Here is a 15,457-nt window from a genome sequence, read left to right on the forward strand (position 1 = left end):
TCTGCTATGTCGTTCCCGGCGGGGTGTAAGTCGCCGTAGTCAAGTGGAAACCAGCAACGCGATACGCTTTATAGCGTTCACGGGCCAGTTGTTTCTGAGTGTCTTCGTAAGGTACGAAGTCTATCACTTCCAGGAAAGCGGTGGCAAAATCTGCCAACTGCGGCAGCAGGCTAATCAGAATATCCCTCGGGGCGCTGCCGCGGCGCTGGGGCCATGCCAGTTCAACCGGCGCGCCGTAGCGCGGGCCTTCACCGGCAAGGTTATGCGGCACGAAGGCATGCGCATCGCGCTGCCAGAGCGCTTCATCGAGGCGAATCGCCTGTTGCTCGTCCTCACAGGCAATCAGCACCCGTTTACCGGCCCGAAATCCATCTGCAGCCAGCTCGCACACCAGCTGTTCAACGGCGCTCAGCCCTTCGGCGTGCGTGTCGTTGTCCAGCAGGTAAAACGTCGCGTTTTTCATGAGACCAGCTTTTTAAGTTGAATGTTGTTGCCCCTCACCCTAACCCTCTCCCCGGAGGGGCGAGGGGATCAAACAAAACTGCTTTATGCCCTCTCCCTTCCAGGGAGAGGGCCGGGGTGAGGGTAAGTCTTACAAATTATTCTTCGCCGTTAAACCCGGAACGGTTCAGCAGGAACTGAGACAGCAGGGCGACAGGGCGGCCAGTTGCGCCTTTTGCCTTGCCGGAACGCCATGCGGTACCGGCGATGTCCAGGTGCGCCCAGTTGTACTTGCGGGTAAAGCGGGACAAGAAGCAAGCCGCGGTAATCGCGCCGCCAGGGCGGCCACCGATGTTTGCCATGTCTGCGAAGTTAGAGTCCAGCTGATCCTGGTACTCGTCGCCAATTGGCAGACGCCACGCGCGGTCACCAGCCTGCTCGGAAGCGCTAATCAGCTCGTGAGCCAGCGGGTTGTGGTTGGACATCAGGCCGGTGATATGGTGGCCGAGAGCAATCACACACGCGCCGGTCAGCGTGGCCACGTCGATGACTACTTCTGGTTCGAAGCGCTCAACGTAGGTCAGTACGTCACACAGGACCAGGCGGCCTTCGGCGTCGGTGTTTAACACCTCAACGGTCTGGCCGGACATGGTGGTCAGTACGTCGCCCGGGCGATAAGCGCGGCCGCCAGGCATGTTTTCACAGCCCGCCAGCACGCCAATCACGTTAATCGGCAGGTTCAGTTCGGCAACCATACGCATCACGCCGTAGACCGAAGCCGCGCCGCACATGTCGTACTTCATCTCGTCCATGCCTTCGGCAGGCTTGATGGAGATACCGCCGGAGTCGAAGGTCAGGCCTTTACCCACCAGCACAATCGGACGAGCGTCTTCAGAAGCATTGCCTTTATATTCGATAACCGACATCAGCGATTCGTTCTGAGAACCGGCCCCTACCGCGAGGTAAGAGTGCATGCCCAGCTCTTTCATCTGCTGTTCACCAATCACGCGGGTCACCACGTTTTTGCTGAACGAGTCCGCCAGCTGGCGCGCCTGGGAGGCGAGGTAACCGGCGTTACAGATGTTTGGCGGCATGTTGCCGAGATCTTTCGCTGCCTTAATGCCGGAAGCAATAGCCAGGCCGTGCTGAATCGCACGTTCGCCGCTGGTCAGTTCGCGGCGGGTTGGCACGTTGAACACCATTTTACGCAGCGGGCGGCGTGGCTCGGTTTTATTGGTTTTCAGCTGGTCGAAGCTGTACAGCGACTCTTTAGCCGTTTCTACCGCCTGGCGTACTTTCCAGTAAGTGTTGCGGCCTTTAACGTGCAGTTCGGTCAGGAAGCAGACGGCTTCCATCGAACCGGTATCGTTAAGCGTGTTGATTGTTTTCTGAATCACCTGCTTGTACTGGCGCTCGTCGAGCTCGCGCTCTTTGCCGCAGCCAATCAGCAGAATACGTTCAGACAGCACGTTAGGTACGTGATGAAGCAACAAGGTTTGCCCCGGTTTGCCTTCCAGCTCACCACGACGAAGAAGCGCGCTGATGTAGCCATCGCTGATTTTATCGAGTTGTTCTGCGATCGGGGACAGGCGACGCGGTTCAAAGACTCCCACAACGATGCAGGCACTACGCTGTTTCTCGGGGCTACCGCTTTTTACACTGAACTCCATGCACTACGCTCCTGAATCTTAAAGACAACGGCGGGGGCTACAGGCTAGAATTGCAAGCTTTCGTAACTCATCTCCGCTGTTGCGATGACTTCGTGTTAATCTTAACGAATGGATTTACGTTTTCTATTAGGTCTAAACATCGCCCTGTCAGGCGACTTCGCCAGGCTATCTAATCTTAGCGATGTTTTCGACGACTAAAGAGAATAAATGACGTATAAGCGATGAAACAAGCGATTTTCCTGCAAAAAGACTCGTTTCCACAGGCGTATTTAATGTGATTATCATAAGATATCTGGTTCGGGAGACGCTGAAGAGCCAACTGGCGATCCTTTTTATCCTGCTGCTGATTTTCTTTGCTCAGAAGCTGGTCAGGATCCTGGGCGCCGCGGCTGACGGCGAAATTCCGACAAACCTCGTACTTTCTCTGCTTGGATTAGGCGTGCCTGAGATGGCGCAGCTAATTCTTCCCCTAAGCCTGTTCCTCGGCCTGCTCATGACGCTTGGGCGTTTGTATACCGAGAGCGAAATCACGGTAATGCATGCCTGTGGTCTGAGTAAAGCAGTACTGGTAAAAGCAGCGATGGTTCTCGCACTCTTTACCGGCATTGTGGCCACGGTCAACGTGGCGTGGCTCAGCCCGTGGTCGGCACGCCACCAGGATGAAGTGCTGGCCGAAGCCAGAGCTAATCCCGGCATGGCGGCGCTGGCACAAGGCCAGTTCCAGACGGCGACCAACGGCGGCGCGGTGCTGTTTATCGAAAGCGTCCAGGGCAAAGAGTTCAAAGACGTCTTCCTGGCTCAGACCCGCCCGAAAGGGGGCACTCGTCCTTCGGTTGTGGTGGCTGACTCCGGCCAAATCTTCCAGCGCCCGGACGGCACGCAGATAGTTAAATTAAACAGCGGGACCCGCTTCGAAGGCACTTCGGCGCTGCGCGATTTCCGTATTACCGATTTTAAAGATTACCAGGCCGTGGTGGGCCACCAGGCGGTGATGCTTGACCCGTCTGACACCAGCCAGATGAGCACTCTGGATCTGTGGAAGAGCCCGGAGCCCGCTGCCCGCGCGGAACTGCACTGGCGCCTGACGCTTATCATGTCGGTCTTTATTATGGCGCTGATGGTAGTGCCGCTCAGCGTGGTGAACCCGCGCCAGGGCCGCGTGTTGTCTATGCTGCCGGCGATGCTGCTTTACCTGGTGTTCTTCCTGCTGCAAAGCTCGCTGCGCTCCAGTGGGGCAAAAGAGAAGCTTGATCCGATGATTTGGCTCTGGACGGTTAATGTGGTTTACCTGGCGCTGGCCGTCGTGCTGAACCTCTGGGATACGGTAGCGATGCGTAAACTGCGCGCCCGCTTTAGCAACAAAGGAGCGGCTTAAATGTTTGGCGTACTTGACCGTTATATCGGTAAAACCATCTTAAACACCATCCTGATGACGCTGTTTATGCTGGTGTCGCTCTCGGGGATTATTAAGTTCGTTGACCAGTTAAAGAAAACCGGGCAGGGCTCTTATTCTGCGGCTGGCGCGGGGATGTACACCCTGCTCAGCGTGCCGAAAGATATTCAAATCTTCTTCCCGATGGCGGCGCTGCTTGGCGCGCTGCTGGGCCTGGGGATGCTGGCTCAGCGCAGCGAACTGGTGGTGATGCAGGCTTCGGGTTTTACCCGCATGCAAATCGCCTCTTCGGTGATGAAAACCGCTATCCCGCTGGTGTTGTTGACCATGGCGATTGGTGAATGGGTTGCGCCTCAGGGCGAGCAGATGGCGCGTAATTACCGCGCACAGATGCTGCTTGGCGGTTCGTTGCTCTCCACCACGAATGCGATTTGGGCGAAAGACGGCCATGACTTCGTGTATATCGACCATGTGAACAGCGATACAGAAATTGCGGGGATCATGATTTACCACTTCAACGGCGAGCGCCGCCTGCTTTCCGTGCGCAATGCTGCGGCCGCGAAGTACGACGCCGAACATAAAGTCTGGCGGCTGTCGCAGGTTGAAGAATCAAACCTGACCGACCCGAAACAAATCACCGGCTCGCAAACCGTGAGCGGCGAGTGGAAGACCAACCTGACGCCGGACAAGCTTGGCGTAGTGGCGCTCGACCCGGACTCGTTGTCGATAAGCGGCCTGTATGATTACATGAAATATCTGAAGACCAGCGGCCAGGATTCAAGGCGTTACCAGTTGAATATGTGGAGCAAGATTTTTGCCCCCGTATCGGTGGCGGTGATGATGCTGATGGCGCTTTCGTTCATCTTTGGCCCGCTGCGTAGCGTGCCGATGGGCGTGAGGGTGGTGACGGGGATTAGCTTCGGATTTATTTTCTACGTGCTGGATCAGGTGTTTGGCCCGCTGAGCCTGGTGTACAACATCCCGCCTATTATCGGTGCATTGCTGCCTAGCGTGTCGTTCCTGCTGATAAGCCTGTGGATGTTGATGAAGCGCTCGGGCTAAGTTTTTACCCTCACTCTAACCCTCTCCCTAAAAGGGAGAGGGGATCTTCCTGATAATACCTGTTCTTTCTTTTCCCCCGGCCTCTTTAATGAGAGGGGAATCAGTGAATAAACATCACCGATACGCACAGCACCCCAACAATCAGCGTCAGCAGATTAGCCAGCGAACGCCACGGCTTGAGCGCGGGAACCAGATAAGTTGAAAGGGTAGGCATAATAAACAGGATCAGGGCGATAAGCGGCCCGCTGATGGCGTAAATCATCGCCAGCGCGTTCGGATTGATGTAGCACACCACGAAGGTCACGGTAGAAATCAGCGCGATAGAAAGCGCCCGGCAGAAAGCCCGGCTTTTGCTTACCCCCGCAGCCCCCAGCGTTGACTTAACAATCGCAGCCGCACCCTCAATAACCCCAAAATAGGTGCCAAGGAAAGACTTGGACATCGCTACCACGGCGACCACAAAGCCCGAAATACCCAGCCACGCAGGCGTGCCCGGCACCATCGACAGCGCGGATAAAATCGTTACGCCCTGAGCTTTGGCAGCGGCAATTTCCTGGGCAGGAATAGACAGGAAGCAGCTGAAGACAAAGAACAGCACGCTGGCGCAAATCACAAAATAGGCCACGCGCATGATCTTCTTGCTGTTATGCATCGCGCCTTCGCCGTGGCTTTCACGCTGGGCGACGGCAAAGGTGGAGATAATTGGCGTATGGCTGAAGGCGAACACCATGACCGGAATCGACATCCAGATCTCACCCAGCGCGTGCCGGTCGAGGGTCAGCCCTTCGGTGAGCAATGACATATGCCAGCTGCCGGAGAGATAAACCGAGAGAAACAGGAAGTAGGCGATCAGCGGGAACACCAGGAAGCCCATCACCTTGATGGTGATTTGGCGGCCCATCAGGAAGATAAGGTTCAGCGCGGCGACCACGCCAAGACTGACCATCACCCTTGTGCCGGTGGTAATCGCCATATGCTTGGCCAGCTGCTCCGTAAGGGAGTTGGTTATCGCCACCGCATAAATCAGGATAACGACAAAGAACGCCAGGAAATACAGCCCGGTTATCAGGTTGCCGATGGTTTTGCCGTAATAATGGGTGACGGCGCTGGTAATGCCTCCGCTGCCCGAGGTTTTAGCCGACAGGATAAACTGGCATAGCGCCCGGTGCGGCCAATAGGTCAGCGGGTAGGCAATTAGCGCGGTGAGCAGGAGAACAATTGCCCCGGCGGAGCCGAGCTGAATGGGGAGGAAAAGGGTGCCTGCGCCAACGGCAGTACCATATAAGGCGAAACTCCACAAAGTTTCTTCTTTTGTCCAGAATTTACGCATTATCTAATTATTTCTTCTGACTGATTTCCAAAAACGGGCGTAATCTAGCACAAAATTGCCCCTTTGAGGCATGTGGCTGTTATTGCAGGGTTTATTACCCTCACCCCGGCCCTCTCCCCGGAAGGGAGAGGGGGAAGTAAAGCTGGAGCTGCTCCACCCTGGAAGGGATAGGGGGAGCAAGATTGAGGCTGCTCAATGGATTGGGTAGAAAGAGAAAATCCCCTCTCCCTTGAGGGAGAGGGTCAGGATGAGGGGGAAATTGCGAACTCTACCGTTTGCGGCCGCCCATAATACTCCCGAGCACTCCGCGAATAATCTGGTTAGTCACCTGCCGCGCCGCGCTCTTCGCCATGGTCTGTACCACGCCGTCGTGCTTACCGCCGCGCGGGCCGGTAGTGCCGAACAGAATATCTTTCAGCCCGCCAAAAACGCCGCCGTCCGCCTCTGCGGGCTGGCCCTGCACCGGAGGCGCACCTTGCTTGTCTCCGGCGGCCTGCACGCCTCTCAGCAGCATTTCGTAGGCGGAATCCCGGTCTATCACTTCATCGTATTTGCCGTAGAGCGGGGAGTGGTTTAGCAGGCCGTTGCGCTCGTCGTCGGTGACCGGCCCCATTCGCGAGCACGGGGCGATAACCATGGCCCGCTCAACCACCGTCGGGCTGCCTTTTGCATCCAGAAACGAAATCAGCGCCTCGCCGGTGCCCAGCTCCTGAATCGCTTTTTCCGTGTCGAACGCCGGGTTGGCTCGCATAGTCTGCGCCGCCGCTTTCACCGCCTTCTGGTCTTTTGGCGTGAAGGCTCGCAGCGCGTGCTGAACGCGGTTGCCGAGCTGGCCGAGCACCATGTCGGGAATGTCTGCCGGGTTTTGCGTCACGAAGTATACGCCCACGCCTTTGGAGCGGATCAGGCGGATCACTTGCTCGATTTTATCCAGCAGCACCTGCGGGGCATCGTTAAACAGCAGGTGCGCTTCGTCGAAGAAGAACACCAGTTTTGGTTTATCCAGGTCGCCCGCTTCCGGCAGTTGCTCGTAAAGCTCCGACAGCATCCACAGCAGGCTGGCGGCGTAGAGCTTCGGCATCTGGTAGAGCTTTTCCGCTGAGAGAATATTGATAACGCCTTTGCCGTTTTCGTCGGTGCGCATCCAGTCTTTAATCTCCAGCATCGGCTCGCCGAAGAAATACTCCGCACCCTGCTGCTCAAGCGACAGCAGCCCGCGCTGAATAGCCCCGACGGACGCGCTGTTGATATTACCGTACTGCGTCTGGAAGGTTTTTGCGTTGTCGCCCACGTACTGGGTGAGCGCCCGCAGATCTTTAAAGTCCAGCAGCGGCAGACCCTGGTCGTCCGCAACGCGGAAGATGATTTGCAGCACGCCGCTTTGTACCTCGTTGAGATCAAGCAGGCGCGCCAGCAGCAGCGGGCCAAGGTCGCAGATTGTGGCGCGCACCGGGTGGCCTTTTTCCCCGAAAATGTCCCACAGCACTACCGGGTTGCCGTGCGGCGACCAGTCGGTAACGCCTATATTGGCAAGCCTTGCGAGCAGCTTTTCTGACTCTGCGCCTTCTTTAGCTACGCCGGTTAAATCGCCCTTCACGTCGGCCATAAACACCGGCACGCCTATCTCTGAGAACGACTCGGCAAGCTTCTGTAAGGTGACGGTTTTGCCGGTGCCCGTCGCGCCGGTTATCAGCCCGTGGCGGTTGGCCATATTCGGCAGGATGTGCAGTTCTGTTTCTTTGGTTCTGGCAATCAACAGTGGTTCAGTCATGAGCTTTTCCCTGGGGCAACATTTCTGCTTAAAGCATAGCCTTCCGCACGAATAGAGCATCGGGATCTTCTCATGTTTACCTCACCGGCCCGGCAAAGGACTATGCTATGCAAACCTCTTAAAAAATACAGGGAGTGATATGTCCAGATTCTTTTATGACGACCGCAAACAGCTGGTCAACGACGCCATCGAAGGCGTGATTATCAGTTCCCGCTACCGCAACCTGACCCGGCTGGACATTGACCCGGCTATCCGCGTAGTGGCGCGTAACGACTGGGATAAAAGCAAAGTGGCGATTATCTCCGGCGGCGGCTCCGGCCATGAACCTGCCCACGTTGGCTTTGTTGGCCGTGGAATGCTGACCGCCGCAGTGTGCGGGGACCTGTTCGCCTCGCCGAGCGTGGACGCGGTACTGAACGCGATTGTGGGCGTAACCGGCGACCGCGGCTGCCTGCTGATTGTGAAAAACTACACCGGAGACAGGCTCAACTTTGGCCTGGCCGCAGAGAAAGCCAAAAAACACGGCCTGAAGGTGGAGATGGTCATCGTCGGGGACGACATCTCGCTGCCGGACAACAAGCAGCCGCGCGGCATTGCCGGAACGGCTTTGGTCCACAAAATTGCGGGCTTTGCCGCCGAGCAGGGCAAAGCGCTGAGCGACGTGCGCGATATAGCCCAACAAGCCTGCGACAGCCTTGCCAGCATGGGCGTGGCGATGCAGACCTGTAACCTGCCGGGCAGCGACGAAGAAGAAGGGCGCATTAAAGGCGGCCACGTCGAACTTGGGCTGGGCATTCATGGGGAACCGGGCGCCAGCACCGTGGAGACGCAGAACAGCAAACAGGTGATTGCCACTCTGGCTAAGCACCTGCGCAAAGCCACCGGCCAGGAGAGCGACCTTGCGGTGCTGATCAACAACCTCGGCGGCGTTTCTTCCCTCGAGATGGCGCTCCTGACCAAAGAGCTTATGCACTCCGACCTTGGCCCACAAATTAAATACCTGATTGGCCCTGCGCCGCTGGTCAGCGCCCTGGATATGAAAGGTTTCTCGCTTTCCGCCATTAAGCTGAACCCGGAATTTATTAAAGCGCTGGAGTCCGACGTTGAAACCGCCGGCTGGCAGCCGATGGTGAAATACCACAAGATGCCGGAGCAGAAGCAGAGCGCCATTCGCGAAGGTAGCGAAGTAAAAGCTTCTGCCAATGATGAAGTCAAAGCTCTGGTGGCGAGCGTAACCAGAACGCTTATCGACCAGGAAAACCACCTCAACGCCCTGGACGCCAAAGTGGGCGACGGCGATACCGGCTCGACCTTTGCCGAAGGCGCGCGCGACATCGCGAACCTGAACGAAAAAGGCAAACTGCCGCTTAACGACGCCGCCGCGCTGCTGGGCCTGGTGGGCGAGCGGCTGGCAACCGTAATGGGGGGCTCCAGCGGCGTGCTGATGTCGATATTCTTTACCGCTGCCGGGCAAAAAGTGGGTGAGAAAAAACCGCTGGCCGAGTCGCTGCTGTTTGGCCTGGAGCAGATGAAACGCTACGGGGGCGCGGACCTTGGCGACAGAACGCTGATAGACGCCCTGCAACCGGCGCTGGAAGCCCTGAGGGACAAAGATCTGAAGGACGCTGCGAAGGCAGCAGAGAAGGGCGCGGACGACACGGCGAAGATGCAAAAAGCCAACGCCGGACGCTCATCCTACGTGAACAGCGGCAACCTGGAAGGGGTGAAAGACCCCGGAGCCGTCGCCGTGGCGGCGGTATTTGCCGACCTGGTTAAATAACTGAAAAGGCTCCCTCGGGAGCCTTTTTTACATCAGAAATCTGACTTGAGTACCACGCGGTAGCGGGCTTTGCCGTCGCGCACATGCTGGATGGCTTCGTTGATTTTTGACATCGGGTACAGCTCGATTTGCGGCTGAACCTTCGCCCGGCCTGCCAGCTTCATCAGGGAGCGCAGTTCGTGCGGGGAGCCGGTTGCCGACCCGGAGATGCTGCGGTCTCCGGCAATCAGGGTGAAGGCCGGGACCTCGAACGGCTTCATTACCGCGCCAACGGTATGGAAGTTGCCGCCGTAGGCCAGCGCCTTGAAGTACGGCATCCAGTCGAGATCGACGTTTACGGTGTTGATAATCAGGTCGAACTGGCCTGCCAGAGCGGTTAACGCCTCCGGATCGCGGCTGTTGACGACTTTATCCGCGCCCATCGCCAGCACTTCTTCTTTTTTGGACGGGTTGGAACTGAACGCCGTCACCTCGCAGCCCATGGCGTGCAGCAGCTTAATGGCGATGTGACCCAGGCCGCCGATGCCGATAACGCCCACCCGGCTGGTGGCGGTGATGTGGTGCATCAGCAGCGGTTTGAACACCGTGATGCCGCCGCACAGCAACGGCCCTGCAGATTCGATGTCGATGGAGTCCGGCAGCGGAATGACCCATTGCCAGTCTGCGCGAATTTTATCGGCGAAGCCGCCGCGGTTCATAATGGTGGCGGTGCTGCCTTGCTGGCAGTTGATCTGGCTGCCGCTGATACAGGCGTCGCAGTGGCCGCAGCTGCGTGCCGTCCAGCCGATGCCCACGCGCTGGCCAACCTTCAGGCCTTTATTCTGCGCCGCTGAACCCAGGGCGTGTACGCGGCCAATCACCTCATGCCCGGCGACCAGCGGGTACTGCGAAAAGCCCCATTCGTTGTCGATCATCGACAAGTCCGAATGGCAGATGCCGCAATAATCGACCTTAACCTCTACATCTTCCGGCAGCAGATCGCCTGCGTCGAAATCCTGAAGCTCCAGCTCCGCACCGGCCTTTGGCGCGGCATAATTTTTGATAACAGACATTCGCTCATCCTCTGTGTTGGCACTGCAACCAGTTTAGAACATCTGGCGGGTGGGACCTGTTGGCGTGAAGTGCTGTGGGGTGGTTTTCTGTTTGTTCCTCTCCCGGGAGAAGGCAGAGTGAGCGCGGGAGCCATGTATGAATGAGCAATACAGGACAAACTCGCTGTTTTTTTCAGCACTTAGCGCAACATGCTACGAGCCAAGCTTGCATGGCGGCCAGCGACAGGTATAATCCACAACGTTTCCGCATACCCCTTCAGTGCCGAAGTGGCGAAATCGGTAGACGCAGTTGATTCAAAATCAACCGTAGAGATACGTGCCGGTTCGAGTCCGGCCTTCGGCACCATAAGTATGTAAATAGACCTCAACTGAGGTCTTTTTTTATGTCTAAAATCCAGCATTTACCTGCTTTTCTCGCTATATTAACTCTCTCAAGGTCAACCGACTTCAACGTACATCTACCAACACATGTTGGTACAGATGATGGTATTTCCGGTTCGATAATGCTTGTACCAACAGGGAGGGGATAAGCATGGCTCTAACAGATATCAAAGTCAGAACCGCCAAGCCAACGGATAAGCAATATAAGCTGACCGATGGCAATGGTATGCATCTTCTCGTCCACCCAAATGGTTCAAGATACTGGCGTCTGCAGTACCGCTTTGACGGGAAGCAAAAGATGCTGGCTTTAGGCGTTTATCCAGATGTGTCTCTTGCGGATGCCAGAGCTCGTCGTGATGATGCTCGCAAGCTGTTGGCAAACGGCATCGACCCGGGAGACAAAAAGAAAAATGATAAGGTTGAACAGGAGGAAGCGCGTACCTTTGAGGAGCTTGCTGTTGAGTGGCACGCCACAAATAAAAAGTGGTCGGAAGAACATAGCCGACGAGTGCTCAAAAGCCTGGAGGACAACCTCTTTCCTGCCATTGGTAAACGCAACATTGCCGAGCTAAAAACGCGGGATTTGTTAGCTCCTATAAAAGCCGTAGAACTTTCTGGACGACTTGAAGTGGCTTCCCGTCTTCAGCAGCGTACCACCGCTATTATGCGCTATGCCGTTCAGAGCGGTTTACTGGACTACAATCCCGCGCAGGAGATGGTCGGTGCTGTTGCTTCAGGTAACCGGCAGCATCGACCAGCTCTTGAATTGAAACGGACTCCCGAGTTGCTTCAGCGTATAGGCAGCTATACCGGTAGGCCGCTGACTCGGCTTGCCGTTGAGCTAACTCTTCTTGTTTTCATTCGTTCCAGTGAATTGCGTTTTGCTCGCTGGTCTGAGATCGATTTCGAAACATCAATGTGGACGATACCAGCCGAGCGAGAAGCTATCGAAGGGGTAAAGCACTCACAGCGAGGTTCAAAAATGCGGACACCTCATCTGGTACCACTTTCCCGACAGGCATTAAATATTCTGGAGCAGATAAAGACGTTCAGCGGTGATCATGAACTGATCTTTATTGGCGATCATAACCCTCGCAAACCGATGAGTGAAAACACGGTTAACAAATCTTTACGGGTGATGGGATATGACACACAGGTTGAAGTCTGCGGCCACGGTTTCAGGACAATGGCGTGTAGTTCGTTGATTGAATCGGGATTGTGGTCGAGGGATGCAGTAGAAAGGCAGATGAGCCATATGGAGCGTAACTCTGTGCGGGCGGCTTACATTCACAAAGCCGAGCATCTTGATGAGCGTAAACTGATGCTGCAGTGGTGGGCTGACTTCTTGGATGCGAATCGGGAGAAGGCAGTGAGTCCATTTGATTTTGCGAAGTATTTCTCTGGTAAGTCTTAGCCTGATGTGATCCGAACTATGGTTGGAAGACTGGCTTCAGGATAAACTAATGGCCATTCAAGAAGATGACACATTATTGAGTGTTGCCAGCTTCCGATCCGAACATGTTAGGCGTCAGTTTTAGTAAGGCGCTGACTCACAGCCTATTTTAATCAGGAACGTTGAATTGAACGAAGTAACTATAAATCTGAGTCAGCTTGAAAATCATCTTTGGGAGTCGGCCAATATCCTGAGAGGCCCCGTTGATGCTGCTGATTTTAAAACATATATTTTTCCTCTACTTTTCTTTAAACGCATCTGTGATGTATGGGATGAAGAATTTAAAGAGATTCTTGTCGAGTCGGGTGATGAATCCCTGGCACACTTTCCCGAGTCTCATCGCTTTCAGATCCCTGGTGACTGCCACTGGGATGATGTGCGCTCCAAAGCAGTAAACGTCGGTTCTGCTCTCCAGCGGGCTATGCGTGAGATTGAAAAGGCAAACCCAGAAACGCTGTATGGTGTTTTTGGCGATGCTCAATGGTCAAACAAAGAGAGACTTTCTGATGCTTTGCTGAAGGATCTCATTGAGCATTTTTCCAAACTGCCATTTGGTAATAAGAACATCAATTCTGACTTGCTCGGGGATGCTTACGAGTACCTGATCAAGAAGTTCGCGGATGCAACAAACAAAAAAGCTGGAGAGTTTTACACCCCTCGAAGTGTTGTCAGACTGATGATCGACATGCTCGCTCCTGAAGAGACTGACACTATTTACGATCCCGCCTGTGGTACAGGTGGGATGTTACTGGCCGCAGTACAGCATGTGAAAGATAAACACGGTGATGTGAAGCGTCTTTGGGGCAAACTCTTTGGCCAAGAGAAAAATCTTACTACGTCCTCTATTGCCCGAATGAACCTTTTTTTGCATGGAATAGAAGATTTCCAGATAGTGCGTGATGATACCTTGCGCAATCCTGCTTTTTTTGATGGGGACCAGCTGGCTACATTTGATTGTGTGATTGCAAACCCTCCGTTTTCACTTGAAAAATGGGGTGAGGAGCTTTGGGTAAATGATCCCTTTGGCAGAAACTTTGCTGGACTTCCTCCCTCAAGCAGCGGTGATTTTGCTTGGGTGCAGCATATGGTCAAATCCATGGCTGAAGGCACTGGGCGAATGGCCGTGGTATTGCCTCAAGGAGCTTTGTTTCGCAAGGGCGCTGAGGGGAGTATTCGCCAAAAATTACTGCAAATGGATTTGGTTGAGGCTGTCATAGGGCTGGCCCCAAATCTATTTTATGGCACGGGCTTAGCCGCTTGTATTTTAGTGTTACGTAAGAAAAAAACTGTGGAAATGCAGCATAAAGTTATGGTTGCCGACGCGTCACGTTTGTTCAAACGCGGTAGAGCTCAAAACTTTATGGAGCTTCAGCATGCTGCTGAGATTTTGCGGTGGTATCAGAACTTTAGTGATGTCAAAGATGCTGTCAGCATAGTCAACCTATCTGATATTGAGGCGGAAGATTGGACGCTGAACATATCACGCTATGTTCTCCCTCCACTGCAAGAAGATATCCCTGTACTACCTGATGCGATCGAAGCTTTTAAGGACGCTCTGGCTCGTTGTAAGGATGCTGAAGAGAGACTTGAGCAAGTAATGAAAGAGGGAGGATGGCTGAAATGAGTCGTATAACTCAACAGGAACTTGAGAGTTACCTTTGGGGAGCTGCTGTATTATTGCGTGGTTTGATTGATGCAGGTGATTACAAGCAGTTCATTTTTCCGTTGTTGTTTTTCAAGCGAGTGTCTGATGTTTGGGATGAAGAATATCAGTCGATACTTGAAGAATCTAATGGAGATCTTTCTTACGCTCAGTTCGCTGAAAACCATCGTTTCCAGATTCCTGAAGGTGCTCACTGGAATGACATAAGGCAAACTCCAAGGAATGTGGGAGCTACCATTCAGCAGGCAATGAGGGATATCGAATCAGCTAACCCAAATATGCTTGACGGTATATTTGGTGATGCGGCATGGACAAACCGTGAGCGCCTGCCTGACAAGACCCTTAAAGATCTCATTGAGCATTTTTCTACCCGAGTGCTATCAGTCGCTAATGTACCTGAAGATGAACTGGGTAATGCTTACGAATTTCTGATCAAAAAATTTGCGGATGACTCTGGGCATACGGCTGCCGAATTTTATACCAATCGTACGGTTGTCCATTTGATGACCCAGCTTTTGGCTCCAAAAGCTGGCGAATCGATCTATGATCCCACGTGTGGCACCGGTGGTATGTTGATCTCGGCATTAGACGAAGTAAAACGTTCTGGTGGTGAATATCGGACATTGAAGCTCTATGGGCAGGAGCGCAATTTGATCACTTCTTCCATCGCGAGGATGAATCTCTTTCTGCATGGTGTTGAAGATTTCGAGATCATTCGTGGTGATACTTTAGCCGAACCTAAGCACATCGAAAATGACAGTCTCCGTCAGTTTGACGTGATCCTCGCTAACCCCCCTTACTCAATCAAACAGTGGAGCCGTGAGGCTTGGAGTTGTGATCCGTGGGGGCGCAACATGTTTGGTACTCCACCTCAGGGACGTGCCGACTACGCTTTCCAGCAACATATTTTGGCCAGTCTCACCAAAAAAGGGCGGAGTGCTGCGCTTTGGCCACATGGTGTGTTGTTCCGTAACGAAGAACAAACGATGCGCACCAAAATGATTGAGCAGGATTGGGTCGAAGCAGTTATAGGTCTGGGGCCAAACTTGTTTTATAACTCACCAATGGAATCATGCGTACTCGTTTGTAATCGAAACAAACCAGCTAGCCGTAAGGGCAAAGTACTTTTCATTGATGCCGTTAATGAAGTAACCCGTGAACGAGCACAAAGCTTCCTTACAGAAGCACAGCAACAACGGATTTTAGTTGCGTATAAAGAATTTGCTGATGAGCCCGGATTTGCAAAAGTCGCAACGCTAGCTGGCATCGAAGCAAACGCGAACAACTTATCGATCCCACTCTACGTTAAGAAAATTAATACCGCGTCCGCTAAAGATGCCGATGGAGAGACTCTCTCATTAAATTCTGCATGGGAGCAATGGCAGAATGATGGTCGTGTTTTTTGGCAACAAATGGATTCGTTAGTTGATGCATTGGATAACTTGAACTGAGGAAGGGAGT

The 15,457-nt window shown here is 54.0% G+C and carries 11 protein-coding genes and 1 tRNA gene; 7 read left to right on the forward strand and 5 right to left on the reverse strand.

Annotation, left to right across the window (positions count from 1 at the left end):
- Positions 1 to 4: 4 nt before the first annotated feature.
- Positions 5 to 463: a DNA polymerase III subunit chi gene (locus FOC35_RS11455; RefSeq protein WP_172568934.1), complete on the reverse strand. Its 459-nt coding sequence runs from the start codon at positions 461 to 463 to the stop codon at positions 5 to 7.
- A 136-nt stretch (positions 464 to 599) separates the two neighbouring features.
- Positions 600 to 2,111 carry a leucyl aminopeptidase gene (gene pepA / locus FOC35_RS11460; RefSeq protein WP_016538315.1) on the reverse strand — a complete coding sequence of 504 codons (1,512 nt, stop codon included), beginning with the start codon at positions 2,109 to 2,111 and terminating at the stop codon, positions 600 to 602.
- Between the two features lie 274 nt (positions 2,112 to 2,385).
- On the opposite strand from pepA, the gene lptF reads away from it, so the two are divergent.
- Both lptF and lptG read left to right on the forward strand, forming a co-directional pair.
- The gene (lptF, locus tag FOC35_RS11465) at positions 2,386 to 3,486 is read left to right on the forward strand and encodes an LPS export ABC transporter permease LptF (RefSeq protein WP_172568935.1); all 1,101 of its coding nucleotides are present in this window, start codon (positions 2,386 to 2,388) and stop codon (positions 3,484 to 3,486) included.
- Entirely contained in the window at positions 3,487 to 4,566 is a 1,080-nt protein-coding gene (gene lptG / locus FOC35_RS11470) for an LPS export ABC transporter permease LptG (RefSeq protein ID WP_016538313.1), read from the forward strand.
- A gap of 100 nt (positions 4,567 to 4,666) precedes the next feature.
- On the opposite strand, the gene FOC35_RS11475 is transcribed toward lptG, so the two are convergent.
- Positions 4,667 to 5,896 (reverse strand): amino acid permease, encoded by a 1,230-nt coding sequence (locus tag FOC35_RS11475; RefSeq protein ID WP_172568936.1) that lies wholly within the window; start codon positions 5,894 to 5,896, stop codon positions 4,667 to 4,669.
- A gap of 268 nt (positions 5,897 to 6,164) precedes the next feature.
- Positions 6,165 to 7,667, reverse strand: coding sequence for a helicase HerA-like C-terminal domain-containing protein (locus FOC35_RS11480; protein WP_172568937.1), 1,503 nt, complete (start codon positions 7,665 to 7,667; stop codon positions 6,165 to 6,167).
- A gap of 139 nt (positions 7,668 to 7,806) precedes the next feature.
- On the opposite strand from FOC35_RS11480, the gene FOC35_RS11485 reads away from it, so the two are divergent.
- Positions 7,807 to 9,447, forward strand: a complete 1,641-nt coding sequence (locus FOC35_RS11485) for a dihydroxyacetone kinase subunit DhaK (protein ID WP_172568938.1) — start codon at positions 7,807 to 7,809, stop codon at positions 9,445 to 9,447.
- A 32-nt stretch (positions 9,448 to 9,479) separates the two neighbouring features.
- On the opposite strand, the gene FOC35_RS11490 is transcribed toward FOC35_RS11485, so the two are convergent.
- A complete protein-coding gene (locus FOC35_RS11490) occupies positions 9,480 to 10,499 on the reverse strand; it encodes an NAD(P)-dependent alcohol dehydrogenase (protein WP_172568939.1) in 1,020 nt (339 codons plus the stop codon).
- A gap of 261 nt (positions 10,500 to 10,760) precedes the next feature.
- On the opposite strand from FOC35_RS11490, the gene FOC35_RS11495 reads away from it, so the two are divergent.
- The 4 genes from FOC35_RS11495 to FOC35_RS11510 all read left to right on the forward strand — a co-directional run bounded on the left by FOC35_RS11495 (position 10,761) and on the right by FOC35_RS11510 (position 15,447).
- Positions 10,761 to 10,845 (forward strand) — tRNA-Leu (locus FOC35_RS11495).
- 186 nt (positions 10,846 to 11,031) lie between these two features.
- Positions 11,032 to 12,294 (forward strand): integrase arm-type DNA-binding domain-containing protein, encoded by a 1,263-nt coding sequence (locus FOC35_RS11500; RefSeq protein ID WP_172568940.1) that lies wholly within the window; start codon positions 11,032 to 11,034, stop codon positions 12,292 to 12,294.
- Between the two features lie 166 nt (positions 12,295 to 12,460).
- Positions 12,461 to 13,957, forward strand: a complete 1,497-nt coding sequence (locus FOC35_RS11505; RefSeq protein WP_172568941.1) for a class I SAM-dependent DNA methyltransferase — start codon at positions 12,461 to 12,463, stop codon at positions 13,955 to 13,957.
- Complete coding sequence (locus tag FOC35_RS11510; protein ID WP_172568942.1) at positions 13,954 to 15,447, forward strand: class I SAM-dependent DNA methyltransferase; 1,494 nt, start codon at positions 13,954 to 13,956, stop codon at positions 15,445 to 15,447. Before FOC35_RS11505 ends, FOC35_RS11510 begins: the two co-directional genes overlap by 4 nt.
- The last annotated feature ends 10 nt before the right edge of the window (positions 15,448 to 15,457 follow it).

Source organism: Cedecea sp. FDAARGOS_727 (genome assembly GCF_012273235.1).
Classification (GTDB): domain Bacteria; phylum Pseudomonadota; class Gammaproteobacteria; order Enterobacterales; family Enterobacteriaceae; genus Cedecea; species Cedecea davisae.

What these genes read in the sequence shown, in the direction of transcription:
- FOC35_RS11455 (WP_172568934.1), bottom strand. Translation starts at nt 463, where the DNA reads ATGAAAAACGCGACGTTTTACCTGCTGGACAACGACACGCACGCCGAA.
- pepA (WP_016538315.1), bottom strand. Translation starts at nt 2,111, where the DNA reads ATGGAGTTCAGTGTAAAAAGCGGTAGCCCCGAGAAACAGCGTAGTGCC.
- lptG (WP_016538313.1), top strand. Translation starts at nt 3,487, where the DNA reads ATGTTTGGCGTACTTGACCGTTATATCGGTAAAACCATCTTAAACACC.
- FOC35_RS11475 (WP_172568936.1), bottom strand. Translation starts at nt 5,896, where the DNA reads ATGCGTAAATTCTGGACAAAAGAAGAAACTTTGTGGAGTTTCGCCTTA.
- FOC35_RS11480 (WP_172568937.1), bottom strand. Translation starts at nt 7,667, where the DNA reads ATGACTGAACCACTGTTGATTGCCAGAACCAAAGAAACAGAACTGCAC.
- FOC35_RS11485 (WP_172568938.1), top strand. Translation starts at nt 7,807, where the DNA reads ATGTCCAGATTCTTTTATGACGACCGCAAACAGCTGGTCAACGACGCC.
- FOC35_RS11490 (WP_172568939.1), bottom strand. Translation starts at nt 10,499, where the DNA reads ATGTCTGTTATCAAAAATTATGCCGCGCCAAAGGCCGGTGCGGAGCTG.
- FOC35_RS11500 (WP_172568940.1), top strand. Translation starts at nt 11,032, where the DNA reads ATGGCTCTAACAGATATCAAAGTCAGAACCGCCAAGCCAACGGATAAG.
- FOC35_RS11510 (WP_172568942.1), top strand. Translation starts at nt 13,954, where the DNA reads ATGAGTCGTATAACTCAACAGGAACTTGAGAGTTACCTTTGGGGAGCT.